Annotated in this window: 27 protein-coding genes; 8 read left to right on the forward strand and 19 right to left on the reverse strand. The window is 36.8% G+C overall.

Features of this window, described 5'->3' with window-relative positions; all coding sequences use genetic code 11:
* The 7 genes from CES88_RS01715 to CES88_RS01745 all read right to left on the reverse strand — a co-directional run bounded on the left by CES88_RS01715 (position 1) and on the right by CES88_RS01745 (position 6,056).
* On the reverse strand, positions 1–879 hold the full coding sequence (locus CES88_RS01715; protein WP_290730038.1) for an alpha/beta fold hydrolase: 879 nt from the start codon (positions 877–879) through the stop codon (positions 1–3).
* The gene (locus CES88_RS01720) at positions 873–1,904 is read right to left on the reverse strand and encodes a 3-oxoacyl-ACP synthase III (protein ID WP_290730040.1); all 1,032 of its coding nucleotides are present in this window, start codon (positions 1,902–1,904) and stop codon (positions 873–875) included. The genes CES88_RS01715 and CES88_RS01720 overlap by 7 nt, the downstream gene beginning before the upstream one ends.
* Before the next feature lie 3 nt (positions 1,905–1,907).
* Complete coding sequence (locus CES88_RS01725; RefSeq protein ID WP_290730042.1) at positions 1,908–3,287, reverse strand: NAD(P)/FAD-dependent oxidoreductase; 1,380 nt, start codon at positions 3,285–3,287, stop codon at positions 1,908–1,910.
* Positions 3,288–3,330: 43 nt separating this feature from the next.
* Positions 3,331–3,585 carry an acyl carrier protein gene (locus CES88_RS01730; protein WP_290730044.1) on the reverse strand — a complete coding sequence of 85 codons (255 nt, stop codon included), beginning with the start codon at positions 3,583–3,585 and terminating at the stop codon, positions 3,331–3,333.
* A 10-nt stretch (positions 3,586–3,595) separates the two neighbouring features.
* Complete coding sequence (locus CES88_RS01735; RefSeq protein ID WP_290730045.1) at positions 3,596–4,825, reverse strand: beta-ketoacyl-[acyl-carrier-protein] synthase family protein; 1,230 nt, start codon at positions 4,823–4,825, stop codon at positions 3,596–3,598.
* Complete coding sequence (locus tag CES88_RS01740) at positions 4,822–5,481, reverse strand: helix-turn-helix domain-containing protein (RefSeq protein ID WP_290730047.1); 660 nt, start codon at positions 5,479–5,481, stop codon at positions 4,822–4,824. Before CES88_RS01740 ends, CES88_RS01735 begins: the two co-directional genes overlap by 4 nt.
* Before the next feature lie 149 nt (positions 5,482–5,630).
* Positions 5,631–6,056 (reverse strand): hypothetical protein, encoded by a 426-nt coding sequence (locus CES88_RS01745; protein WP_290730049.1) that lies wholly within the window; start codon positions 6,054–6,056, stop codon positions 5,631–5,633.
* An 84-nt stretch (positions 6,057–6,140) separates the two neighbouring features.
* On the opposite strand from CES88_RS01745, the gene CES88_RS01750 reads away from it, so the two are divergent.
* Positions 6,141–7,256, forward strand: a complete 1,116-nt coding sequence (locus CES88_RS01750; RefSeq protein ID WP_290730051.1) for a hypothetical protein — start codon at positions 6,141–6,143, stop codon at positions 7,254–7,256.
* A gap of 88 nt (positions 7,257–7,344) precedes the next feature.
* Positions 7,345–8,736 carry an ATP-binding protein gene (locus tag CES88_RS01755; RefSeq protein WP_290730053.1) on the forward strand — a complete coding sequence of 464 codons (1,392 nt, stop codon included), beginning with the start codon at positions 7,345–7,347 and terminating at the stop codon, positions 8,734–8,736.
* A gap of 7 nt (positions 8,737–8,743) precedes the next feature.
* Here the strand turns inward: CES88_RS01755 and paaZ are convergent, their stop codons facing one another.
* The 3 genes from paaZ to CES88_RS01770 form a co-directional block, all read right to left on the reverse strand.
* Complete coding sequence (gene paaZ, locus CES88_RS01760) at positions 8,744–10,783, reverse strand: phenylacetic acid degradation bifunctional protein PaaZ (protein ID WP_290730056.1); 2,040 nt, start codon at positions 10,781–10,783, stop codon at positions 8,744–8,746.
* Positions 10,784–10,900: 117 nt separating this feature from the next.
* Positions 10,901–11,806, reverse strand: coding sequence for a ParB N-terminal domain-containing protein (locus CES88_RS01765; protein WP_290730059.1), 906 nt, complete (start codon positions 11,804–11,806; stop codon positions 10,901–10,903).
* Positions 11,807–11,969: 163 nt separating this feature from the next.
* Positions 11,970–12,803, reverse strand: coding sequence for a DUF4423 domain-containing protein (locus CES88_RS01770; RefSeq protein ID WP_290730062.1), 834 nt, complete (start codon positions 12,801–12,803; stop codon positions 11,970–11,972).
* 177 nt (positions 12,804–12,980) lie between these two features.
* Between CES88_RS01770 and CES88_RS01775 the strand changes: the two genes are divergently transcribed.
* Positions 12,981–13,397, forward strand: a complete 417-nt coding sequence (locus tag CES88_RS01775; protein WP_290730065.1) for a hypothetical protein — start codon at positions 12,981–12,983, stop codon at positions 13,395–13,397.
* A gap of 44 nt (positions 13,398–13,441) precedes the next feature.
* On the opposite strand, the gene CES88_RS01780 is transcribed toward CES88_RS01775, so the two are convergent.
* Together CES88_RS01780 and CES88_RS01785 are read right to left on the reverse strand one after the other, a co-directional pair.
* Positions 13,442–13,972, reverse strand: coding sequence for a hypothetical protein (locus CES88_RS01780; protein WP_290730068.1), 531 nt, complete (start codon positions 13,970–13,972; stop codon positions 13,442–13,444).
* Entirely contained in the window at positions 13,969–14,715 is a 747-nt protein-coding gene (locus CES88_RS01785; protein WP_290730071.1) for a slipin family protein, read from the reverse strand. The genes CES88_RS01780 and CES88_RS01785 overlap by 4 nt, the downstream gene beginning before the upstream one ends.
* A 322-nt stretch (positions 14,716–15,037) precedes the next feature.
* On the opposite strand from CES88_RS01785, the gene CES88_RS01790 reads away from it, so the two are divergent.
* Complete coding sequence (locus CES88_RS01790) at positions 15,038–15,430, forward strand: nucleoside triphosphate pyrophosphohydrolase family protein (RefSeq protein ID WP_290730074.1); 393 nt, start codon at positions 15,038–15,040, stop codon at positions 15,428–15,430.
* Between the two features lie 36 nt (positions 15,431–15,466).
* On the opposite strand, the gene CES88_RS01795 is transcribed toward CES88_RS01790, so the two are convergent.
* Positions 15,467–15,616 carry a hypothetical protein gene (locus tag CES88_RS01795; RefSeq protein WP_290730077.1) on the reverse strand — a complete coding sequence of 50 codons (150 nt, stop codon included), beginning with the start codon at positions 15,614–15,616 and terminating at the stop codon, positions 15,467–15,469.
* A gap of 90 nt (positions 15,617–15,706) precedes the next feature.
* On the opposite strand from CES88_RS01795, the gene CES88_RS01800 reads away from it, so the two are divergent.
* Positions 15,707–16,918: a hypothetical protein gene (locus CES88_RS01800; protein WP_290730080.1), complete on the forward strand. Its 1,212-nt coding sequence runs from the start codon at positions 15,707–15,709 to the stop codon at positions 16,916–16,918.
* Here CES88_RS01800 and CES88_RS01805 read toward each other — a convergent pair.
* Positions 16,907–18,205, reverse strand: a complete 1,299-nt coding sequence (locus CES88_RS01805; RefSeq protein ID WP_290730082.1) for an ATP-dependent Clp protease proteolytic subunit — start codon at positions 18,203–18,205, stop codon at positions 16,907–16,909. The genes CES88_RS01800 and CES88_RS01805 overlap by 12 nt on opposite strands.
* 32 nt (positions 18,206–18,237) lie before the next feature.
* On the opposite strand from CES88_RS01805, the gene CES88_RS01810 reads away from it, so the two are divergent.
* Complete coding sequence (locus tag CES88_RS01810; RefSeq protein WP_290730085.1) at positions 18,238–19,548, forward strand: amidohydrolase family protein; 1,311 nt, start codon at positions 18,238–18,240, stop codon at positions 19,546–19,548.
* Between the two features lie 316 nt (positions 19,549–19,864).
* Positions 19,865–20,188 carry a helix-turn-helix transcriptional regulator gene (locus CES88_RS01815; protein WP_290730088.1) on the forward strand — a complete coding sequence of 108 codons (324 nt, stop codon included), beginning with the start codon at positions 19,865–19,867 and terminating at the stop codon, positions 20,186–20,188.
* A 55-nt stretch (positions 20,189–20,243) separates the two neighbouring features.
* Here CES88_RS01815 and CES88_RS01820 read toward each other — a convergent pair whose 3' ends face one another.
* Both CES88_RS01820 and CES88_RS01825 read right to left on the reverse strand, forming a co-directional pair.
* Entirely contained in the window at positions 20,244–21,476 is a 1,233-nt protein-coding gene (locus tag CES88_RS01820; RefSeq protein WP_290730090.1) for a hypothetical protein, read from the reverse strand.
* A 169-nt stretch (positions 21,477–21,645) separates the two neighbouring features.
* Entirely contained in the window at positions 21,646–22,206 is a 561-nt protein-coding gene (locus tag CES88_RS01825) for a hypothetical protein (RefSeq protein WP_290730093.1), read from the reverse strand.
* A gap of 187 nt (positions 22,207–22,393) precedes the next feature.
* Between CES88_RS01825 and CES88_RS01830 the strand changes: the two genes are divergently transcribed.
* On the forward strand, positions 22,394–23,380 hold the full coding sequence (locus CES88_RS01830) for a malate dehydrogenase (RefSeq protein ID WP_290730095.1): 987 nt from the start codon (positions 22,394–22,396) through the stop codon (positions 23,378–23,380).
* Positions 23,381–23,419: 39 nt separating this feature from the next.
* On the opposite strand, the gene CES88_RS01835 is transcribed toward CES88_RS01830, so the two are convergent.
* The 3 genes from CES88_RS01835 to CES88_RS01845 all read right to left on the reverse strand — a co-directional run bounded on the left by CES88_RS01835 (position 23,420) and on the right by CES88_RS01845 (position 25,271).
* On the reverse strand, positions 23,420–23,578 hold the full coding sequence (locus tag CES88_RS01835) for a hypothetical protein (RefSeq protein ID WP_290730098.1): 159 nt from the start codon (positions 23,576–23,578) through the stop codon (positions 23,420–23,422).
* Positions 23,579–23,662: 84 nt separating this feature from the next.
* Positions 23,663–24,130: a cyclic nucleotide-binding domain-containing protein gene (locus tag CES88_RS01840; RefSeq protein WP_290730101.1), complete on the reverse strand. Its 468-nt coding sequence runs from the start codon at positions 24,128–24,130 to the stop codon at positions 23,663–23,665.
* Positions 24,131–24,137: 7 nt separating this feature from the next.
* Positions 24,138–25,271, reverse strand: coding sequence for a hypothetical protein (locus CES88_RS01845; RefSeq protein ID WP_290730104.1), 1,134 nt, complete (start codon positions 25,269–25,271; stop codon positions 24,138–24,140).
* Positions 25,272–25,328 lie beyond the last annotated feature (57 nt).

The following is a 25,328-nucleotide window of genomic DNA, read 5'->3' on the forward strand; positions in this document are numbered from 1 at the left end:
TTACTCACTTAGGAATTTAAAAATATCTTTATTAATCTCTTCCTTTGCGTCCTCAAGGACATAGTGACCAGCATCTTTAAAAACCTTCTTCGATGCTTTTGGGAAAATATCTACCCAGCGATTATAGAAATTCATATTGAAACAGAAGTCTTTTTCTCCCCATAGAATGAGCTTTGGACATTCAAGAGCGGAGAGTTTATTTTCAATTTCTTTTAAAGTATTCCACGACGGGTGAGAATCATTCATTGGAATATCTTTTACAAATCTTGCTGTGGCTATTCTATTTTCATAATTATTATAAGGAAGAAGGTAGCCTTCTTTTGCGGTCTTACTTAGACCAATATTTGTCGCCATAAAAGTCGCTGGCCACGCAAAGGCATTAAACTTTCTAACGAGCCATTCTCCAAAGATAGGATTCTTACAAATTCCAATTGTCTTTGGAATAAGTTTTGAGGTGAAGGCGGCAGTATTTAGAATGACCGCTTTCTTTAAGCTATCAGGTCTTCTTGTGGCGAGTCCCATTCCAATGGCCCCGCCCCAGTCGTGAACAATGAGGTTGAAATCTTCTATTTTTAGAGATTCAATTAATTCTTCTAAATTATCAATATGATTTTTTAAAGTATAGTCATAGTCTTGGGGCTTATCCGAAAGTCCACATCCAATATGATCAGGAACTATGACTCTAAAATTCCCCTGAAGACTCTTGATGACATCTCTATAATAGAAAGACCAAGTCGGGTTTCCGTGGGCCATTATCACAACTGGTCCTGTTCCCTCGTCAACATAAGAGAGAGTATGTCCCGACTTTAATTTAATTTTCTTTGGAGTGAATGGATATTCTTCTCTTAAAGATGTAGGTATTGTTATCGCTCTCACCATTCTACTCCTAGCATGATAGACGTAAGTCCACTACCGATGCCTAATAGGGCCACTTTTTCGCCCTTTTTTAATTTATTTGTTTCTACTAATTTTGCAAGAGTTATTGGTAGGGCCGCAGAGCCTGTATTTCCAAGAGTCTCATAAGTTGTATAGGTCTTATGTTCACTTAATTCCATGGCCTCCATGGTTAGTCTCTCGTGGGCCGTCCCAACTTGATGACCAATTACCCAATCTACATCAGAGTTCTTCCAATTAAGAACTTCCTTTGTCTTATTCCAATTCTTCTTCGCTAGCTCTAGTCCGTGTTTTAACAACTCTTCTGAATCTGTCTCCATCATTAGGGATGTTGTATCACCATCGCCCTGACAGAGAATATTCGCACTAGAGTCTGTGCAGACTGCACCTCCAATAATTCTTGGAGCTGTGGGCGCAAGGTCTTTGTGTGAGAGTAGGTAGGCGACAGAGGCGGAGCCTATTGTAAGGTTTGCAATATATTTCTTAATAGATTTTCTGGTTAGGGTTAAGTCACCATTTAGATAATCAAGAGTTTGACTTAGAAGTGGTCCTCCATTTTCCCCTGATACGATAAGGGCGTATTTAATTTGCCCTAACTCAATCATATTGGCGGCCATGGCCATTGCATTGACAACACCAAGACAGGCATTTGATAAATCATAAATCATTGCATCTTCATTTAATTCAAGATTGTGATGAACTACAGATGCGGTTGATGGCTCTAGAAAGTCTCTACAAACACTCGCGTGAATGAGCAGTCCTATGTCGGACTTATCGATTCCAGACTTTGCTAATAATTTCTTTGCCGATCTAGTAGAGAGATCACTTGGTCTAGTTCCATTTGGCCAAATTCCTCTTGATTGAATTCCTGTCATGAGTTCAAGTCTTCCTGCTGGAAGATTTAATCTCTGATAGAGAGGTGAGAGCTTTTCTTCTATATCTTCTGATGTGAGAAATTCTTCAGGCTCAAGGTAGTCAAAGCTGTGTAGAGCAACATTTTGATATTTCATAATTTAATCCATTAATCCGTAGAGATTTGCCATTGATATACCAGATAGCATTGATCCAACGATTCCAAGAAATCCTTGATCAGTACCGCAGAGATAGAGCCCATAAATTTCTGTTGAACCATCTCGACTCTTGTCAGTTGATCCGTAGACGGTTCCACCAAAGTGTCCAGTATATTTCTTAATAGTTGTTGGAGAAAAGATATCCTTAAAGAGGACTTCACCGTTCCAAGAAGGCATAAGCTTCTTTGTTAGTTGACAGGCATCATTAAAAACTAATTCTTTTTGCGCTTTATATTCGGGGCGCTCTAATTCATTCCAAAGCTTAAAATTCGCCATATTTGTAATGCGAACCCAGCCTTCTTCAAAGTCGTCATGAGTGAAATTATTTGGAAAGCAAATGACTGCAGAACTTGGGTCATAGAGTTCTGTAGGCTCTCTATAGAGATACTTCGGTCTATTATTATAGAAGACAATAGTGCTATCAAAACCAAGGTCTTTGGGTTTCTTGTCGAGAACAAGAATACTTTCACAGAAAGTCATTTTTCCGATGGCGGGTTGTGTTTTTGGAGTTACACCACTTACAACACTCAGTGTTTCTGGATAACCCATGCTAGAGATGACTTTCTCTGTTTGTAGAAAGTCTCCATTCTTGAGTTTCACTCCGACGACTTTACCATTATTTGTTTCAATACTTTCTACTTCGCTTTTAAAACGAATAACTTGTCCTAGGTCTTCTAGTTTCTTAAGTAGAATGTTTATTATTGTTCTAACGCCACCTTCCGGTCTTGAAAAACCTTCCATGTAAATACTTTTAAACATGATGGCAAATTGAGAGAAGTCCATATCATTTTCCCATGCCGACCCATAAATCAGAAGGGGACAGAAGATCATTTCTAAAAGTTCTTCGTTTGTTATATATTGTCGCACAACTTCTTTAGCTAGAATGTGCTCATTATCAAGAGCAGTCTCACTAAAATTATTAATGTAATTTACTAATTTATTAAACCCATCAACTTGGTCAGGAAAGTATTCTGAAATTTCTTGAGTGAAGTCATTTAAGTCATTAGTGAAAGTTAGAGACTTCTCAGGGAAAATGATCTTAGAGTGTCTCTGAGGTGATAATTTTAAATCATCGTAGGGAATTCTTAATTGCTTTAAAAGTTTTGAGAGAGGTTTTCTCTTTTCGCCTTTTTCCATATAATTAGTTAAGGCGTGAAGACCAACATCAAAGTCGCGTTTTGCTCTCTTATAGTAACTATTGAGTCCACCAGTAATGATGTGCTTTTCTAGCAAGAGAACTTTCTTATCGTACATGGCAAGACGTATAGCAGCTGCCATTCCACTCATTCCTGCACCAATAATAATAACGTCGTACTTTTCCATTTCTTCCTTAAGTAAGGCCACTTATTAAAGTGGCCTTGAAACCTTATGCTAGTGCTACAAATTTTGGTGTAAGGTATTCCACACAGCTATTCATGCTAGCTAGTTGTGGATAGTCTTCTTGAGGAACTTCGATCTTATGTCTCTTCTTAAGTTCCATTACGATATCTAAGAAGTCCATTGAATCTAGGTCTAGTTGATCTCTAAGTGCTACGGCATCATCAATTGATGTCACATCATCATCAAGGGCAACGTCTGCAATAATATCTAATACGTGTTCTCTTACTTGTTCTCTTTCCATTGTGGTCCTCCTAATGGGTATATTTCTTAACTATTAATGATGAATTTATTCCAAGCATTCCAAATGAATTATTTAGAATGTAATTAACTTCTTTTTGAATTTTCTCTCCGTTGACAAGATTTTTTAAATCGCACTTTGGATCGATATTTTCAATTTTCTTACAAGGGTGAATGTAACCATCAGTGAAACTTGGAATATTTCCAGCAAGCTCTAGTGCTCCTGCTGCGCCCATGGCGTGACCGATGAATCCCTTAGTGCAATTGATATAAGTATTGTCGCTATAACCAAAGACTTGGCTAACGGCTTCACACTCTTGAATATCCCCCATCTTCGTTCCTGTCGCGTGAAGGCTCACGATATCAATTTCTTCTACTTTAAGACCGGCTTTTTCAATGGCCTTATTCATACATTGAATTTGTCTTTCAGTATTAGGAAGAACAAAGTCACTAGCATCACTATTAGAATGAAAACCTACAACTTCTGCAATAATTTCAGCATTTCTCTTCTTGGCATCATCTAAACGCTCTAGAGTGTAAATAGCTCCGCCTTCAGAGATGACAATTCCGTTTCTATCAACGTCTAATGGTCTTGTTGCGAGAGTAGGGTCTTCATGTTCACCTAATGCGCCCTGAGCGGCGAAGGCGGCGAAGATTCCAAAAGTTTGCGGCGACTCGCTAACACCACCAGCTAGTGCGATATCAACTTCTTCAAGTTGAAGCATTTGACAGGCCTGAATAATTCCAAGATTTCCTGCCGCGCATGCAGCTCCAATTGTGTAATGGGGTCCCGTGATATTTAGATTGAGCGTCACTTCGCCTGCTGGGTTATTGGCAACCGTTCTTGGATTGTGATGGTGTGACCAGAACTCAGTCTTCAAATCATTTTGATAGAGGTCGTGGATCTCATTTTCAGTTTCCACGTTTCCGTGCTCTGTGATTCCTAGATAGACTCCAACACGGTCTTTATCAATATTTTCCCAATCGAGCTTTGAATTAGCAATGGCCTCGTTAGCACAGTAAATTGAAATGGCCCCTACTCTGGTTCCACGCTTTCTGGTCTTTCTCGATTGATATTTAGCCTCATCGAAGTTACAGAGACCTGCGGCCTTGATTCCCATATGCCTAACTTCTATATGAGTGATACCAGACCTTCCATCTAGAAGGGCTTCTCGGTACTCAGTTAAGTTATTTCCATTAGGGGCCGTAAGTCCAATTCCTGTTATGACAATTCTATGCTTCATTTTGTCACTTCTCCCGACAGTCTCTCAAGACCACCTTTTAATTTATTTGTTAAACTCTTCTTTACTTGATCTGTTAAATTCGCCATTGGAACAACTCCACTAGTTAGTAGTTGGAGAGTTCTTGGTAATTGTTTAATGACTTGAGGATACTCTTCTGGGAGCTTGCTCTTAGTAAGCTCAACTACAAAGCTAATAACGCTTTCAGCAATCTCACATGTTGAGATTATCGATTTGAGTCTCTTTGTTCGAGGATCATTTTCACTCGAAATATTCTTAGAGATTTTCTCTAGCCGAATGGCCATTTGTTTAAACTCTTGAATGGTTTCTTGCTCTCTCTTTCTAAAAACACTTGAGACAATAGAGAGACTATCTTCTCTTACTGTGTGAACTTTTACTCTTCTTTCTATATCTTCTCTTTTTACATCTCTTGAGATAACTGCACCGTAGTGTGTAAGGACTTTTAGAGCATTTGAAACTGCTGGTTGAGAGAGCCCTAATGTATTTTCTATTTCAACGCTTGTCAGAGACTTTGGTGACAGAACTAACAGACCGTAGACAGAGCCTTCAATTCTCTTGAATCCAATCTTATTTAAAAAATCCTCAAATATAGGGAGTTCATTTAAGAGAGATTCTTCTACAATTTCTTGGATTTCCATTCTTAAGTTCCTGTAAACTTTAGTTTATTACAAATATGTAATATATAAAATTTTTAAAATACAAGATTAAGTCTGAGAGAGCATTCCGTCAATGAATACCGCTTAAAAGAGGAGGAATTTTAAATATAGTTGCGCGTTAATGAGCGAGGCTAGTCTAGTTCAATAATAATGAGGGAGCTGTCGTCAATTTTTGGCTTCTTTGGAAGTACAGCAATAGAGTCAGGATTCTCTTCTACAAATTTCAATATATCTTGAACCCTTGAGATTTGCTTTGGAGGATGGGCCCTTCCCGAGAAGAGCTTTCTTCTCCAGTAAGCAAGAAATTGGTTTGTGTCCATTTCTACCACATTACTTAAAAATGTATCAAAGCCTTTATCGTCAATTGGGAGATGCACTGGTTGAATTCGAGAACCATTTTTCCAAAATAACTTGCTACCAAGGTAAATATCTTTAACCAATTCCTTGTCGATGTTCTGGATATCTTTATTCTTGTTACTAACGACAAGGTAGTCTTTAGCTGGAATAGCGTGACAGGTAAAAAGTATGAGAAATGTTAGAAGCACTTTGAAAGTCATTAGCAGTTGATTCCAATTTTTATTATTTGTATTAATTAATGATAGCAGTTAATATTATTTAGTATACAAATTTATTAGGAATTTATGAAATCTCTACTTACTCTTCTCTCAATACTTTTTTCCGTGAGTGCTACAGCTCAATTTGATTTTAATAAAATTAATGTAAATGGCTTTGGAACTTTTTCTTTTTCAAGAAGTACTAGTGATAAAGAATATGTGGCCTATGCTGGAAGAGTGAAGAATAAGAATGATTTTGTTTCAGGAAGTAGGGCGGGAATTACTCTTAATAAGAGCTTTGATGATCACTGGGATTTTACTTTTCAACTCCTTGCAAAGCCTAATAGTGACGGAGAACTAAACCCACAAGTTGATCTTTTTCAAATGAGTTGGAAGCCTACTTCGGAACTTTCTTTGCGAATGGGACGAGTACGAATGCCTCTGTGGATGATATCGGAGTACTACGAAGTAGGAGCATTAATTCCATGGATTAGACCTCCTGATGAAGTTTATGCAAGTCTACCTATTGAAGAGTTAAATGGTTTAAGCTTCACTTATAGAATGGAAAATGGTGATGTTTCTTCTGAATTTGATCTCTACGGAGGAGCCGGTAATATGAATACTGACGGGGCCTCTTCAATAAGAGGAGAGCTCAATAATGCTATTGGAACAAGCCTATCGTTAACCTATGACTTTCTCTCTTTTAGAGCATCTTACTTGCAGGGAACTTTTGCGGCCAAAGTCTTTACCGATGTGCTTTCGGCAAGTACGACCCCAGGAACTTCAATTGTGACGAATACTAGAAGTGATTTAAATCTTGGAAGGACTCACTTTATTTCTATCGGAGCTAAGAGTGAGTTCAAGAATACGTTACTGATGTCAGAGTTTACCAATTGGAAGACATCTTCAAATGTCTTAAAAGAAAATCAAGCTTACTATATTCTTGGAGGTTATTACTTCTTGAATAAGAAACTTCTTGTGAATTTTACCTACTCACAACTTACTAAAGTTGAATCATCTATTTCATTTTATAGTGGGAGACAGAAGTCTAAAACAATTGGGGCCAATTACCATGTAAGCTCAAATCTAGTTCTAAAAGTTCAAGATAAGATTATATCAGCTGATGGGGTTACATTCTTTTCAAGTAATCCAGGAACTAAAGATGTGCATATCTATGAGATTGCTGCAGACTTCGTATTCTAAATTCAGTGATTTAGCCAATGATTCACAATTATTCTAAATAATATGGGTCTTTTGTCCGATAGTCTAAGTAGGTTATTTCGGAGAAAAAATGAATCAACGTGAGTTGTTACCAAAGAAATTAATCAGCTTTGCAATACTTATAAGTATGGTTTACTTAGTAGGGATTCTTTCGCTCACTATGCAGCTCTCATCTCAATTTGAGGCCATTCATAAGACACATCTTCCTTTATTAGAAATGAATGCTATCAATATTAGAATTGGTGACTCTCTTACAAGCAGAACTAAGAACTTAATTTATGAATATAGCGAAAGGGGTTATGAAGAGTATCAAATTGATAAAGATTCTCTTGATTTTAACTTTAAAAGTTACTTACACACATTAAAGAGTTCAGGTGTATCTTCAAAGTTTAATAAAGATTTTAACCGAGATGCCCTCTATGAACTTGAAGATAGAATTCTAGCACTCGCTAAAGAGAAGAAGAAAGTTGAAGCACTTGATCTGATCACTAGTGATGAGTATAAATTAGAGCAAACTCATTTCTTAAACTCTATTCAGGGGATTGCTGAAAAATTAAGTGAGCAAAGAGATCTATTTTTAAAAGAGCAAGTTCGTATCATTCAATTAGAAATTCTCTTTTCTGCAATCACATTCGTTCTTATCACAATTGTTTGGTTGAAGGTTTATTTTTCCTATAGGAGAAATGTAAGGGATAGAAATAGGGCCTTAAATGAGCTAGAGCTTGAAAGAGTGAAGTCTTCTCATAATGCTAAAATGGCAAGTCTTGGTGAAATGGCCGCAGGTCTTGCCCATGAAATTAATAATCCTCTTGCAATCATTCAAGGTTTTTCTGAAAGACTTATGAGTCTTGTTGAAAGAGGAGAGTTTAGCGAAGAGAAAGTCGAAAGGTATGCAGATAAAATCTATAGTACTTCAAAGAGAATTAATCAGATGATCCAAGGTCTCAAGGTTTTCTCAAAGAATAGTGGAGACAATTCTTTAGTTCTGTCTCCTGTTGAGGAAATTATTGAAGATACTCTAAGTTTTTGTAAAGAGCGGTTTAAGTCTAGTGGAATTGATCTCCACCAAATTTGTGATGAAGAAGAAGATGTCTATATAATGGCAAGACCAGTTGAGATATCTCAAGTTCTACTTAATCTCTTAAATAATGCTTTTGATGAACTTCAAGATAGTGAATTAATTCATAGCTGGATTAAAATTGAAACAAAGCAAGATGATGATTTCGTCTATATCTGTGTTGCCGATAGTGGGCTAGGAATAACAGATGAAGTTAAAGAGAAGATATTCGATCCATTTTTTACGACGAAAGAAGGGTCTCACGGAACTGGGCTTGGATTAAGTATTTCAAGCTCTATTATTAAAAAGCACGGTGGAGAATTCTATCTTGATAATAGTGTCACAACAGAATTTATCATCAAGCTGCCTAGGCCTAAATTGAATTCAGATAGAAAGGCAGCCTGATTTATAATTAGAGCTTCTTTGCAACTAGAGTTAGAATCGTTGCAAGAGCTACAACTTCACCTTCTTCATCACTTACTTCTACTTGCCATTTTACAACACCTCTTGGATCTTCTCCTTCGCGAGGTTCTTGCTCAATTTTTTCCTTACAAGTAAGCTTTACACTAATTGTTGCCCCAGCATAGACGGGTTTAATAAATCTTAATTCATCAAGTCCATAATTTGCTAGAACTGGGCCTTTTCCTGGATCGACAAAGAGTCCCGCTGCTGCAGAGATAATAAAGTATCCGTGGGCAACTCTCTTTTCAAAAATAGTTCCTTCAAGTGATGTGACATCAGTGTGAGCGTAGAAGTGATCCCAACTTACATTGGCAAAATTAACAATGTCTGTTTCTGTTATCGTTCTTCTATGTGTTTGATGAGTATCGCCAATCCTTAACTCTTCAAAGAACTTTTTAAAGGGATGTTTTCCTGGATCAAGTTGCTCGCTTCCTGGTTGATAAACGTTAGTGATTGCTGTTAGAGTTGTTGGGTGTCCCTGAATAGCAGTTCTCTGCATATAGTGATGAACTCCTCTTATTCCTCCCATCTCTTCACCACCACCAGCTCTTCCAGGTCCTCCATGAACGAGTTGTGGCATAGGCGAACCATGTCCAGTAGATTCCTTAGCGCAATGTCTATTTAGAACTAATACACGCCCATGACTTGAAGCAGTTTCAAGAACAACTTCAGTTGCAAAGGTATTATCATTAGTAACAATTGAACTTACAAGTGAGCCTTCCCCTTTGTGACTGAGCTCGATGGCCTCTTCTGTTGAGTCATATGGAAGAAGAGTACTGACTGGTCCAAAGGCCTCTATAGTGTGAACGGATTCTGTACTCATGGGGCTATTGCAAAGTAGGAGAGTCGGTGAGACGAATGCACCTTTTTCAATATCTCCGCCAATAATATTTTTAGGGATATCTCCTCCAAAGAGAAGTTCACTGTCTTTTTTTAGTTGCGTGATTTTTTCTAATACTTCTTCTCTTTGGGCAAGGCTCGCTAGTGGACCCATTCGAACATCTTTCTCTCTTGGGTCTCCAATAGTAACTTTTTCAAGTCTTGCGATGAGTGCTTTTTGAACTTCTTCTACACTTTCTCTTGGAATGATGATTCTTCTAACAGCGGTACATTTTTGACCTGCTTTAATCGTCATCTCTTTCGCCACTTCTTTTACAAAGAGATCAAATTCCTCTGTTCCAACTCTTGCGTCTGGTCCCAAGATAGAGGCATTCAATGAATCAGCTTCCATATTAAAAGGAATATTATTTTCTAAAATATTTGAGTGAGACTTGAGCATTTTTCCTGTGGACGCTGAACCTGTAAAAGTAATGATGTCCTGTGAAGTGGCGAAGTCTAAAATTCCTGCAGCACTTCCTGAAATGAGCTGGAGAGATCCTTCTGGGAGAATTTTCGAGTCAATAATGACTCTAAAAACAGCTTCTGTTAAATAACTTGTTGCTGTTGCAGGTTTTACTATCGCTGGAACTCCTGCCAGAATATTTACAGCGATTTTTTCTAACATTCCCCAAACAGGAAAATTAAAAGCGTTGATATGAACAGCGCATCCTCTCTTAGGAGTCCAAATATGATGACCTAGAAAAGTTCCTCCCTTACTCAGGTGTTCTGGTGCACCATCAACTAAGAACTTCTCATTAGGAAGCTCTCTTCTACCTTTTGAAGAATAGACAAAGAGATTTCCAATCCCACCTTCAATATCAATCCAGCTATCAATCTTAGTGGCCCCTGTTTGAAAAGAGACTTGATAGAATTTTTCCTTATGTTCTAAGAGGTGAAGTGCCAGTGCTTTTAGAGCTCTCGCTCTTTCATGAAAAGTCATCGAGCGAAGATTCTTATTTCCAATTCTTCTTCCAAAATCTAGCATCTCTCCAAAGTCTAATCCGTCAGAGCTGGCCGTTCCAATGAGGTTACCATTTGAGGCATCTAGCAATTTGGCGCCCTCACTTTTTCCTTCCGTCCATTGTCCTAGAGAGTAGCTTTGTAACTTCATATATATTTCCTTCGTGGTTAATTTTTTGTGGGGATATTGTATAGAAAAGAATAGGGGTGTGACTAGAAAGAATGCGTCAAATATACCCTAAGTATTAACTACTTAGGGTAGGATTATTTAATTTTCGTAGAATTGTACTAACTCATCAATAGAAGATTTAAGACTCATTAGCTCTTTGAGAGCATCTTCAGTCTCTTTTCCTTCAACAAATCTATTTTCAGTAATGACCTTGATAAGAGATCTATTAAGTCTCTTTGTTGTATTTTTAATGGCCTTAAAGTCTGCAATAAGAGGGTCCTTGGCCAAGACTTTCTCTATCGCTTCTTGCGCCCCATGAGTTTGAACTTCTCTTACCAGATCTCTGACTACATTAGAGGCCTTCTCTCTTATGTATGGGAGAATTTCTTCTTGAATATCTTGCGGAAGTTTTATGAGCTCGTTGGCCTGAGTTGCTCCAAGCTCTCCGTTTAGTCTTGCTGTTTTTACACTATTAGATGAGTCTCTATCTCTTAAGATTGCGGCCTTAATTGCTCTTTCGCTAAGTCCTGTTTTATCAGCAGTTTCTTTTACAAAAGTTCTTATCTCTGCTTGTTCAACAGCTGCACTTAATTCTTCGTTTAAATCGTCTTCTGAAACTTTCTTCTTTGATGGGCGAGAAAGATCTTTGATTGTAATTTCTTCTTTAGAATCAGGGTTTAATTTCTCATAAATCTCTTTTCCTCTTCGAAGACAGTTTTCAAATTCTAGATCTGTAAGATTCTTTCTCACAAGGTTTTCGTCAATTGAAATAAGCTCTTCTTTAAGCTCTCCTTCATCAACTTTTATAACGGGAACTTCTTCTCTTCCCATCTGCTTTAGAGCTGAGTAGCGGCGTCCTCCGGCAATGAGTTTATTCTGTGTATTAATAATGAGTGGGCTAATAAGACCAATATTTTCAATACTCTCAATAAGTGTATCTACGTTGGTATTTGTTCTTAGATATTTATTTTTTACGATGATGTCGTTGATTGGCATCAGATCCATTTGCTCTCCCTAAGAATAAGTGTGTCTTTGTGTGTGGGCAATATTTGAGCAGATTGGTTTTCTTTTGGCGAGTCAAAAAATAAATTTCTTACTTACATTTGTTTTTTGTAAATGAATTTTATCAATGATTAAACTGAAAACAATTGCTTAATGCAGGACGTATTTATTCTGATTTAGTCAGAGGGAAGAATTGAATATTTAATTGGTAGACTTCATCTGCCGGATTCTGCTCTATTTCTTCCGAAAATTTTATTTGAAATTCCCTAATCATCTCTTTCGCTTTTGGCAGATCTTCTTTAAGTAGAGATAGAGTAGAGGCGTGGAGGGATCTCTTTTCCTTGTCTGTGTTAATGGCTTCGTAGGAATTTTCCATGAGGCCCTTGTGATAGGCCTTCGCTGCATCCATTGTCACTTCCTTGGTTGGATGTATGGAGCCAACGGCAGATATCATTTCTCTTCCATTAATATTATTAGTTTCTAGAAAACCGTTCTTTAAAAGAGCAGAGAGAAGTTTATTGGCCTCCTCATTTTTTATAAGACCATTAGTTCTCTTTTCTATCCAATTACCACTTGCTTCAAAGTCAGAGAGCTGAGTGAGTTCTTTGATACAATGGGCCTTCCAATTAAAGAAGAGATCAACTTGTTCAGTATTTTCTTCTCTTAGAGTTTTTAAATCATCATTTTGCTCTAACATTAAAATTGTTAAGCTTGGATCGTTCTTACTACTTTTCGCAATCTTTACTAACTCTTCAAAGTAGTAGGCTTCTTTGGAATTGAATTGAAAATATTTAATAAGAGAAGTTTGTATTTTCTTTCCAGCATGCCTCTGCCCATTAATAATCATGGTGATAGAGGAGATACTATTGAGCTCAAGCTTTGATGCCCACAAACCAAATGACCATGAAGGATTTACACGCTTTTTCATTTCATTAAAATCGCGTAGAAATTCACGGTAATCGCTATATTCGAATATATTTAATTTCTTTTCTTCTTCCATAATTCTATGAACTTATCGTTTATTAAAAATAAGTCTTAAATAAATTTCGCACTTTTTGCGAAATATTCACAAAATTTGCGCAGGAAAACTTGACACGTTTACTTTAGTACAATTGTAAAAGGAAATCATTCATTCTAGAAAGCCTTACAACAAATTAAAAAATTTGGAGAATGTTTTATGAAAAAGTTTTTATCAACTCTATGCTTACTTACTATCTTTACTGTAATGGCCGACACACAAGTGGTTTACCGTTATTTGAATAATGAGTTAGCTGGTAAATTTGATAAGAACATGGAAAGACTAATTAGTAAGACAATTGTAAATAGATGTTTTGCAGGAGATCTTGGATTAATTAGTGATCGTATGGATATTTTAATGACTGAGTCAATCAGTAGTACTATCCATATTCCTGAAGGTTCTAAAACTTCGTTTGATACGAGAATTATTGTTTCTTTCGAGTTTAGAAATTTTGATGCAACTTCTGAAGAAGATGCTTATGAAACAGTTGAAGTTTTAATTGAGACAAGCTCAAATCCAAACTTCAAGGAATTAATGAAAGTAGATATTTCTTCTGCTACAGGGTTGTGCCTGTAGTAAGATGTGTAGTGTGTGGGTGTCAGGTAACAGGCTTCGGCTTGTTACCTGACTTTTTTTATTTCCACATATGTTTTAAAGTCGTGAAAGTTTGGTTTCTCTAATCCGTGACTTAAGGCCCAATAGCTTAACTTCTCTTTCTCTAATACAGCAGTTAAATTCACTAGAAATTCATCAATATTTTGAAACTCTTGATTTAATGAATTTAAATCGATGTGAATAACTAATTCAAAGTAGTTCGCTCCCTTGTCCACTTCAAATTTACTTATTTGACAAGGAGACTCGGAAAGTTCGTTACCAGATTTTTTAAAGAAGAAGCAATTCCACATTCCTGACGGTGAGAAATTAAATTCATAGTAGGAGCTAGAGTTCTTGTCTAAAAGGAAGAATTCAAAGCAAGTAGATTCCCAGAGCCCAATTTTTCTATCTCTAGAAACTTCATCTGGAATCATTATAGATTCAAGTGGGCCACTCAATTCATACTTAAGTTCTATAAGGTCTGTCTTGATTGAAGCGCTCGCTAGAACTTCTAGCGAGGTTTCATTACGCTTAAATGGGATTAAGGAGTAGGTCATTTCTTCGTAAGCATATTTAAAAAATCTACAGGCAGTGGGAAGAAAGTTGTTGTCTTTCCATCTCCAGTTGAGATCTCTTTCATTGTATCCAGATATCTAAGAGTAATAGCATCTTTTTGACTACCAAGAATTGCTGCGGCCTCTGCTAATTTCTTAGAAGCTTGTAGTTCACCGTCTGCTGAAATAACTTTTGCTCTCTTATCTCTTTCCGCTTCGGCCTGCTTCGCCATTGCTCTTTGCATTTCAATAGGTAGGTCAATTGCCTTTACTTCAACAGCTGAAACTTTGATTCCCCAAGGCTCAGTTTGATCATCGAGAATTGTTTGCAGTCTTTGGTTAATTTCTTCTCTTTGAGAAAGAATTTCATCTAATTCAAATTGACCAATGACTGATCTAAGTGTTGTTTGAGAAATTTGCGCTGTCGCTTGGAGACTATCTTCAACAGCTATAATTGCTTTCTCTGGGTTATTGACTCTAAAGTAGACAACTCCATTTACTTTTAGTGTGACGTTATCTTTAGAGATAATATCTTGAGAAGGGATGTCCATGGTCACTGTTCTTAGGTCAACTCTTCTCATCTTTTCGAGTCCTGGTAGTAGAATAATTAAGCCAGGTCCTCTGACTCCAGAGAATCGACCAAGTCTAAAGACAACAGCTCTCTCATATTCATTTAAAATTTTAACTGTATTAAATAAGAGAATAAGGAAAATAACCAGAAATGGGACAAGGGACATGATATTCATTTTTAACTCCAGTAGTAATTTAAATCAATATTCTAGCTCATAATAATAAGACAGCAAGGATATCAGGTACTCATTGCATTGCGACTAAAATAAAATTCGATTTGACTTAAACTTTACAAAATTGTGACAACTGCTCGTAGTCCAAGTGTAATTATATCTACGAAGGACACTTAGATATCAAAAAAGTCTAATTTTCAAATCCCTCCTAAATCCTGCCTAGAACCCCCCCTTATTCTGAGTGTCCTGATCCTCGCAGTGCCGCAAAAGCCATTGTTGACGAATTATTCCCTATACTTTTAAATTAAAGAAAATGGGGGATGTTATGAATACACAAGAATACGTTAAGCTTGCAATTAAAACTGAGTCGACTGACTTTACAGCAATGAATACTAGATTAGAAAATGATGGTCTAAAGAGATTACTTCATGCTGGCATTGGTCTTTCAACTGAATCGGGGGAATTCCTCGATGCCTTAAAGAAGCATATCTTCTATGGAAAAGAGCTGGACCGAGTAAACTTGGCCGAAGAAATGGGTGATCTTTTTTGGTACTTGGCCATTGTTGCTGATGAGCTTGGTGTAGATATGAGTGACGTTATGGCCCGAAATATTGAAAAATTAAAGGCTAGATACGGGGAGAAGTTTTCTGAAGAAAAAGCAGAGAACCGCGACTTAGAATCTGAGAGAAAAATTTTAGAGAAACAAGAAATGAATTAAATTACCAAGCGGCCTCTAATTAATAGAGGTCGCTTTTTATAAGTGAACTTTCTTAGCTAGAGAGTTTGCCCACTCTAAGAATTCATTTCTAAGCCAATTCACATCTTCAAATTTCACTACACCATGCCCATTTAATGCGAATAGTAGAGTCAAAACGTTGGATAATTTCTTTCTAGGTATTGTCATAATTTCCTCTTTTGTTATCTTTTTTAAATGAATTGCATAAAATAAGCAAGATATTTGAAAGTATCTTGAGTTATCTCCGATAAGTTTCGTATGTTTGAAGCAAGATTTCTATTTATCTTTATATTCTCTTTAGCTATTCAATCCAATTGCTTTGGTGAAGAGACTTCTGTTGATTTAAGTGGGAGTTTGAAAGAGGCTTACAAAACTCTAAGGGAAATTAGAGATGCTGGCGGTTTTGAATTAGTTGAAGTTCCTGAAGAAAAAGAGAGAGACTTCAATATTTGTGTTTCTTGTTCAGAAGTTTCATCGTTAGTAAAAGAAGTGAATAAGGCGCTGATGGTTTTGGCGGAAGATGAAGATAGAAAAGATCCATCAAAGAGAACGGTTGAAAAAGTATCTGGTTTAGATGCTCTCTACCACTATACTTATGATGATAGAGCTCCTTTTTCTAGAGCGAAGTGTACTCGTTACTTAGACGAAAACTCTATGAAAAGTGATATTGATCTTAGTGATTCAAAAGTCTTATTTAGTAATGAAATTCCAATTGGAAGTTTAAATGCTCTTATCATTAGAGATGGAATTAAGCGGACATACTTTTATCGAGGTAAAGAGGAAGATAGAGAGACAATTATCCGCCTAGATATTCACGGAGATGAGAAAGCAAAAATTACATATTATAAAGTTAAAGAAGCGAAGATTTTAAATGTAAGCGATAAAAAGGAGGTGAAACCTCCGAAGAAGACAACTGAAAAGTGGGAAGTGTGGAGCGGGTCTGAGCCTGAGGGAGTTAGTCAGAAGTCGGAACATTTAAATTACGGTGTAGGCTTTTCTGTTGAACACCGAAATCGTTTACCTAAGAAGTTGACTCTTGTTAAGGGAAGCTCTATGACAAGCGTAGGCAATCTCTTTGCAGTCAAGACTGATACAGAAATTAGTTCAAAGAAGCAAACGGCTGCTGTTGCCATTAGTTCAACAAAGGGTGAGGACTTTGCAAGATTGGAGTTGGATAAAGATGTTTTAGAGTTAAAAGTTCCGGCCAGAATTGATCTTCTTGATAGTGGCTTAAAGTTAGAAACCGAGTATTCAATAAACTCTAAAGATGAACAGAAGTTGAGCTTCGTTCTAAATGGAGAAAAGGGAGCTTCGACAAGTCTTGTTTTTGAAAGAGATGAGCTGAGAGGAAACTCAGGCTCTCTCAATAGAAATCAAAGAATTTCTGAGGGGCAAACTATAAGTTTACAGCTTAAGGGAAGAGAGGATGGGCAGAATGAAGCTTGGTTAAGGTATAGCTTAGCCTTTTAAGCAAAGTTCTGTTTGCTCTTTGACTTTTACAACATCTCCAACCTGATACTCACTTGTACTTTCAAAATTCCAAACTTCTCCATGTAACTTAACTTGATATTTAAAAGAGTTATTTTCAAAACCAAGTTGTGCAACAACTGTTGCAGATTCGTCTAATTGAGAATTGAATTTCGTCTTTCCAATATTCTTATGATCTTTTACTAAGAAGTAGCCAACAATAATGAGAAATAAAGAAATGGCGAGTGAGGCAGAGATCACTAATGTCTGACTAATAACAATATAGCTATCATCGGTTCTAAGTAGAAAGAGTGAACCTGAGACAAAGCTAGCAAGCCCTGCAAGGGAGAGAATTCCATAGCTGGTTATATAAATTTCAATAATAAATAAAACAAAGCCTAGAATAATAAGGGCCATTGCCCCAAAGTTTAGAGGGAGGACCTGAAAGCCGATTGCTGCTAAGAGAAGTGAGAGAGCGCCAATAGAGCCTGCTATAAAACCACCAGGAGCTTGAAATTCAAGATAAATAAGGGCAGCTCCTATGAGAAATAAAATATAGGCCGTATTGGGGTTGGCAAAAATATTTAAGAGTTTTTGTCCTAGATCCATTTCGTAAGAAGAGTAGTTAATTCTTTCTGCAAGAATTCTTCGGTCTTCTCCTTGTATATGAATCATTCTATTGTTGATGACACTTTCGAGTTTTGATTTCTGATTGAGAATATCATCAACTAAATTTTTTTCTTTAGCGACTCTCGCCTCAAAGCTAGAGGCCTTCTCAATCATGTCACCAAAGAGTTTCGCGTTACGCCCTCTGGTTTGAGCGAGACTTTGCACAAGGGCCTTAAGGTCATTAACTGATTTTGATCTAACATCACTCTTTTCAATATCCCCAGACATTTGAATAGGAGTTGCTGCTCCTATATTTGTTCCCTCTGACATAAGAAGAATGTGAGCAGCACTTGCTATAATCGCTCCAGCACTAGTGGCACTTGCCCCTTCTGGAGAAATCCAAACCATGACAGGTTTCTTACTCTCTCCAATGAGAGTGAGAATTTCTTTGGTTGTAGAGACAAGGCCTCCAGGGGTATTTAATTTGATAAGAATGGCATCACTATTTTGTTTACTTGCTCTCTTAAAGCCTTGCTCGAGATAGTTAAAGGTAGCAGGGGTGATAGGAGAGTCAATGCTAAGTTCTAGGACCTCTTTGATATTTATATCTTGCGCTCTCGATTCACTGAAAAAAGTAAAGAGAGATATTGTTAAGATTAGAAGTATTTGATAGGTTTTCATACTTTTTACCCTTAATTTCTTTGGAGTTATCATTGCAACCATTATTTAAAATACTATTATGTCATATTTTAAACCCTAAATCAGATAAGTCATGCGAATTCGTTAAAAATGGCGCACTTGTCTTAAAAAGATCAAATACTGGTTATAAAGTCGTTGAATACGGAAAAGAAAAAGTCATTCTTCCAAAGTATACAACTAAGAATTCTATTGAAGTTATGGATACGATGGGAAAAGTGGTTATGCCAGCGTTCTTTGATACTCACTTTCACTGGGTTCAAGATGATGTAAGACTTATGCCTAAGAAGAATCTTCTTCAGTGGTTAATTAATTACACATGGCCTTATGAGGCGAAGTTCAAAGATAAGAAGTACTCAAAAATGAAGGCCGAGAAATTTGCAAAAGAGCTTACATCTGTAGGGACTCTTGGGGGAGCTTGTTACGCTTCTATTCATGCACATACAACTGATGACGCTCTTAAATACTTTGTCGGAGATTTCGTTGTAGGAAATGTTCTGATGACAATGGAGTCACCTGATTATCTCACTCAGACTAAGAAGCAGGCCCTAAAGTTAGTTGATAAACAAGCGAAGAAATTTAAAGATAGTTATGCAGTCACTCCAAGGTTTGCTCCAACGACTCATCCTGATGTAATGGAAGAGGCAAGCAAGATGGCGAGAGCGAATAGATCATTCATACAAACTCACCTTAGTGAGACTGAAAATGAAATCGATTATGTAATGAGCATTTATAAGAATATTCCGGGCTACGAAAAAGTAAAAACTTATACAGATATTTATAAGAAGGCAAAAGTTCTTGGGCCAAAGACTATTATGGGGCATGGAATTTATCTTTCAACAGAAGAATTAAAAACTTTAAGTAAGTCAAAAACTTCCATTGCTCATTGTCCGACCTCTAATGCTCCTGTGAAACAATTGGGACTAGGTTCTGGATTATTTAATTTTAAAATAGCAGAGAAGTATGGTGTTGATTGGTCTCTTGCTAGTGATATCGGAGGAGGACCATTTGTTTCGATGTTTGATGTTATGCAGTCCTTTGTTTCTCAAAATAAGTCAGCAAACGTGAAAGGTGCCACTTATATAAAAGCACTTTATAGAGCAACAGTTGCTGGAGCGAGAGCGTTAAAACTAGATAAGAGTGCGGGAAATTTTGAAGGTGGAAAGTATGGCAACTTTATTCTTGTGAGTGCCCCTAGGGACCTTACAGGGTCTTCTGAAAAAATTCTCGAAAGAATAATTTCTTCTAATAAATCCTCTCGTAAAAAGTACGATAAGATGGTTGAGCAAACTTTCTATCGTGGAGAGTGTGTTTTCACGAAGAAATAGGGAAGTATTTTAATGAATTCGTGGAAGCTCTCTCTTAATTTTTGAGCTTCCCTTGAGTTAGACTTTTTAAGTTACTGTAAATTTATTAAAGAAACTTAAGAAATTGTCAAAATCAGTGGAATTTATTTCCTTATATTAAGCAATATTTAGTTAAATAGGTTAATTATATCACTTTAGAAAACAGCCTAAGTATTTAAATTTAAAGGAAAGTTAATATATCTTGATAAATATAACCAAAAGTTATTTGGAATTTACCACAATAATTTGGTATTTTATTTATAAACAAATGTGATGATTTAACAATAGGAGAAACATCATGCGCTGCTTTACAAATATTGCCAAATTAATAAGAACAAAAAGAATCAATCACCCAAAAGGGTACTCTCAGTCAGAGCTATCTCACTTACTTGGTTACAAGAATGGACAATTCATTTCTAACGTAGAAAGAGCTCTTTGTAATATTCCGTTAAAAATGCTTAAGAAAGTTTCTGAAGTATTAGATATTAACGCTGATGAGCTTAAAGATGCGATCCTAAAGGATCACGATCAAACTCTAGATAATTATCTTAAACTTGAAGGAGCTTCAGAGATGATGCCAAATACAGTTAAGAAATCTTCTCTAGCTACAGCTCAGTTATAATTTATAAAAAAATAATAATAAAGGCCGCAATGATTGCGGCCTTTTTTATTCTTTCTTAATTCTTACTTACTTCAAGATTAAAACTCTTACTCTTTTCAAAACTTACATTTAGAGGAAGAAGAAGATTTCTTGGCCTTTCAACTTTTACTGAAATATCGACTTTTAATTTTACTTTCTTCCCAAGGAATCCTTTGAGTTGTTCAAAGCCATGAGTCGCTAGATCTACACTTAGATATTTTTCAGAAATATTAAAGTCTGAAAGTTTAAACACTTTTAAAAAGTGCAAGTCACCACTTGATCTCTTTGTCACACTTACTTCAATATTTGAATTTTCTAAACTATTTGGTTTCGTTACTTCTAATTTAAAGTCTCCGCCCTTATTCATCCATAGTGACTTCCCAGTCGCATTTAGTGGAGCGAGAAGTTTCTTTAAATTTCCAAAGTTAATACTTACATTTCTTACAATACGCGCTTCTTCATCTGAGTCTACTTGTACCGTTTGATCTTCACTTAAGAGTTGCATGAAAGTTTCAGCTTCATTTAAATTCTTATATGAAATATTAAGTTGGCCATCTTGATTCATCGCTAAAGAAATTGTTGCTCTACCAAGCTGCTCAACATCTTTGAAGTTGAAGTTTACTTGATGAGTAAATTCTTTATTTACAATGTATGGAACTTGAATAGGTTTCTTACAAGCATAAGGAATAGATCTATATCTTGTTACATCTCTACAAATATATTCTTGGTAAGGAATATCTCTACAATCATTTCTCCCCGGAACGTTATTGCAAACACGTCTTGGAACATTTTGACATTCTCTATCTGTGTACGGAACGTCTCTACAAACTTGTGGTCCACTAACATCTCTACATCTCTGTCTTCCTGGAACGTCTACACATCTCTCAACACCGTTACGAGTTCGACATTCTCGTCTCGCTGGTTCGTTAACACATTCTCTTCGCGTTCTTCCCGCTGTACATTCTCTTCTTGTACGTCTGACGTCGCGGCACTGATAATCGTTTTCAGTTCTACAAACATTTCTCCCTGGAATCCAAGTACATTCATTTCTGTATCTCGTTTCGTTACCACAAACAGTTTCTTGATATGGCTCTTGTCTAGTACAAGTGCTATCAACGTATTCAGTTCTATAAAGAGTAACTTCTCTGGTGTCTTGAATGGTGACTTGTTCTGTGGGTTGTTGTGCGTATTCGAATTCTGCGGTGTCTTGTGCCAGCGCATTTGTGTTTAGGGCGAGCATTAGCCCAAGTAAGCATAGAATGTGTTTCACTTTTTCTCTCCTCTTTTTTAATAGTAGAGTAAAAATAGCAAGAATTGTGCCAATAATTTCAGGTGTTTGCGATGCGTCTTGTGGTTGAATTTTGAGAGGGAGGGATTTGGCACTTTGGGCCTAGGGATATTTTGTCACCAACTTATTAGTGACAAAATATCTAAATTTGTTAGAGGCCTTTGTATTGTTTGTAGTCGTCAATAGAGCCCATACTCTCTTCTTCGTCATTGGAGAATTCAGTCCTTGCTTCTTTTTGAATTTCAAGAAAGTGTGGGTCTTCAAATTCTCCTTGATGAGAGACGTGTTCTGCCTCAGGAGAAATTTCATGATTGAAAGAATACTTGTGGTCTTCTTTGAGTGAGTTGAAGTGTTTTTGGAAAATTTCTTGCTTATCGCCTGTTAGACTTCTTTCAAACTCTCTAAGTTTTCCAATTGTGTTGTAGTAAATTCTCTCAAGCTTCGCCTTCTGCTTAGGGTCGGCCCTATGATAGAGGGAGAAGTACTTTCTTCTGGCCAGCAAATGCTGTTCAAGAAGATTATTATACTTGAGTGTAATTTGATCTTCTAAAGGAAGCTTAGGTCCTTTTCTGTTTGTGAATTTCTTTTTCTTATTATTGTTACTACTTGTATTTGATCCTGATGCTGATTGAGCATTAGGGTTCTTCTTCTTAGGTTTTCCGCGATATCTCTTATTGCGGTTAGGTCTAGGTTTTGCCTGATTTTCGGACATTGATTCCTCATAGATTCTTAACTGTAGATCATATAATATTAGATCTTTAAAAGATTGATTTTATAGAGTGCAGTGTTGTTAGTCAATTTTGTCTAAATTGTCGCAGTGTTAACGCAATAATACTTTGAAAATCGTTTTAAAATGATTAAAAATATTGGAACTTACCTATACTTATAAGGAGATATATATGACAACGAAACGCGTTAGAGTAGCTGTAACAGGTCCTGCTGGACAGATTGGATACGCAATCCTTTTTAGAATTGCTTCTGGGCAGATGTTTGGAATGGATACAGAAGTTGAATTGAGTTTATTAGAACTTCCTCAGGCCCTTGGTGCTCTTGAAGGTGTGAAGATGGAACTTGATGACTGTGCTTTCCCACTACTTAAGAATATTAAGTGTACGGATAAAATGGAAGAGGCCTTTGAAGGTGTTAACTGGATTTTAGCAATTGGTGCAGTTCCAAGAAAAGATGGAATGGAAAGAGCAGATCTTTTAAAAGTTAACGGTGGAATCTTTGGTCCACTAGGTAAAGCAATGGCGGCCCATGGTGCAGATGATTGTAGATTATTTGTAGTTGGAAATCCTTGTAATACAAATTGTCTAATCGCTATGGAAAACTCAGGTCTTCCAAGAGAGAGATTCTTTGCAATGACCGCTCTTGATGAAAATAGAGCGAAGAGCCAACTTGCAATGAAGGCAGGAGTTGATGTGACTTCTGTGACAAATATGACAATTTGGGGAAATCACTCTGCGACTCAATATCCAGATTTCTATAATGCAAAAATTAATGGAAAGAGTGCTGCTGAAGTTATAACTGATAGTGAATGGCTAAGCGGTGAGTTCATCTCTGTTGTTCAAAAAAGAGGTGCAGCTATAATTAAGGCCAGAGGAGCTAGTTCTGCAGCTTCTGCGGCAAATGCGTGTGTGCAAGGTGTTTATAGTCTTACTCACGACACACCTGCGGGAGAGACTTTCTCAATGTGTCTATCATCTAAGGGTGAGTACGGTGTTGATGAAGGTTTAATTTTCTCTTACCCATGTAGAGTAGAAAATGGTCAAATCAAAGTTGTTGAAGGTGTTGAGCACAATGCTTTTGGACAAGAGAAATTCCAGACAACTCTTGAAGAGTTAAGAAGTGAGAAAGCTTCTGTTAAAGAGATGGGATTAATTTAATTTTATAAAAAAAGAGGGCCTAGTTTAAGGCCCTCTTTTTTAAATAACCCCTGAGCGATGCAGGTGGTGATCTAGTCTTTCAATTTGTTTATCCATCTTTTCCCAATCTTCAGTTGAACTAGGATTTCTAGAACCAGTAGTACACGATGTGAATACTGTGAGTGATAGGAATAAGAATAGAATCAGTCTTCTTTTCATAATTGAGCTCCTTATTATATTATACGGCTGTTTTGCTCAAGTACTTAAGTTTTATTAGATTCTACCCCTTATTTCAAAGGGTTACTAAGTATCGATTAAATGGTTTTCTTCGCGGTACTTTATCAGCGCTTGGTAGTATTCCCGTTGCTCTTCCATAGACAGAGAGGGCATGGTCTTAACGTTCTTCTTTCTAATTCCCTTCGTTGCTAGGAGAGAGTCTGCGGCCCTAAGTCTCTTGGTGATATTAGTGGCAATAGTAACAAGCCATGGAGGGAATTGCTTATCAACTTCTTCAACGGGAACTTTTATGAGTGTCGTATCTTCAAGGCAAATGGCACTAGCACTTCTATTTGTCTTATCAAAGAAGCTTAGCTCTCCTAGGTATTCTCCACTTTCTAAGTGAGCGAGAGGAGTTACCTTAGTTCCACTATTAACAAAGATTAAAATTTTTCCAGAGTGAATGATAAAGAGGTCGTGGTCGACTTGTCCTTCAGCACAGACAATATCGCCTTTCTTTAAATTCATTGTTAATGGTCCAGAAATTTCACCCATACTTGCCTCAAATTTTTAATATGCTCTTGATTATTAGAATAAGCTCTTTTTGCAATTTATTGTAGTAAATACTTTGTGGATAATATTCATCGACAAAAGTAATATTTCTTCCAAGACCACTTTCAACTATAGTTGAGAAGTCTATGATTTTGATTCCATTCTTCTTAGCATTGTCGATTATTAATTTATTGAAGATGGCATTACTTCGCCAGTTCCCACAATCATAGGCCGCAGCAAGGCTTAGATTCTTCTTGGCTTTAGAAATTAAACCCTGACCTAGTTGAGCTCTGCCTAAAAGAAAATAAGTCTGTGCATTCGCAATGGACTGAGAGAGAAGTCTCTTTAATCTCGCGTTTGCTTCCTTAGAACTACCTGCTTCAATTAGTTTTTCTATTTCAGCCTGCTCTGTAAGAATTGTATTTGAAACTGAATTGTCACAGACAATCCTTGGAGCGATTTCTAAATTTACTGGAGGAGTAATATAGATAAGAGTAGCGCCTTTTTCTCTAGAAAGTGTTGCGAGATCATCTAGTTGAATAGCAAAGTAGTGGTAGATGAGTTCCGCCCTTGTCTGTGAAACAAAAGAGGAGGAAGCCTTATTGAATGGCTTAATCTTGTCTCCTAAGTAAAAATACTTACTTGGTTTCTTGTAGAGAATTTTACTCACATCAGGAAGTGTCATTAGTAAGCTTGAGAAGCGGTCATCCTTAAACATCTTCATATTGTAGTCGTAGATGTCTTTGTCGGCGGTAAGCAATCTGTCTTCAAAGAATTCTTCACTTCCACCATGATAAATTATAATGGAGGGAACCTTTTTTAAAACTCTAAGCTTTTTGATTGTCCTGTGAAGCCCTTCTGTTTTGGTTGACCAATTATAAATCTTCAATTCATTTCTAAGATTTTTAGAGAGCTTCTCAACGACCGGGGCGAGATACTTATCTAGCTGGGCCCCTAGGTGGTCACCGATAATTAGAACGTCACTCTTTCTAATCTCACTAAGTTCGTCAGTTTTGTACTGAGCGGAATCTACAAAGTAGGGAAAGGGATAAATCGAAGTGGGCTTATTCTTTAAGCGAATAAATAAGAGGGAGAGGCCACCAATTAAGGCTATGGTAAATAAAATAAATAGTTTCTTTATCATTGTGTACTTTCAAACAGTTATATAAGTAAAAATTTCTCTGTTTCCTTTATTGTATAT

Origin of the sequence: Halobacteriovorax sp. JY17, assembly GCF_002753895.1 — a bacterium.
GTDB lineage: Bacteria > Bdellovibrionota > Bacteriovoracia > Bacteriovoracales > Bacteriovoracaceae > Halobacteriovorax.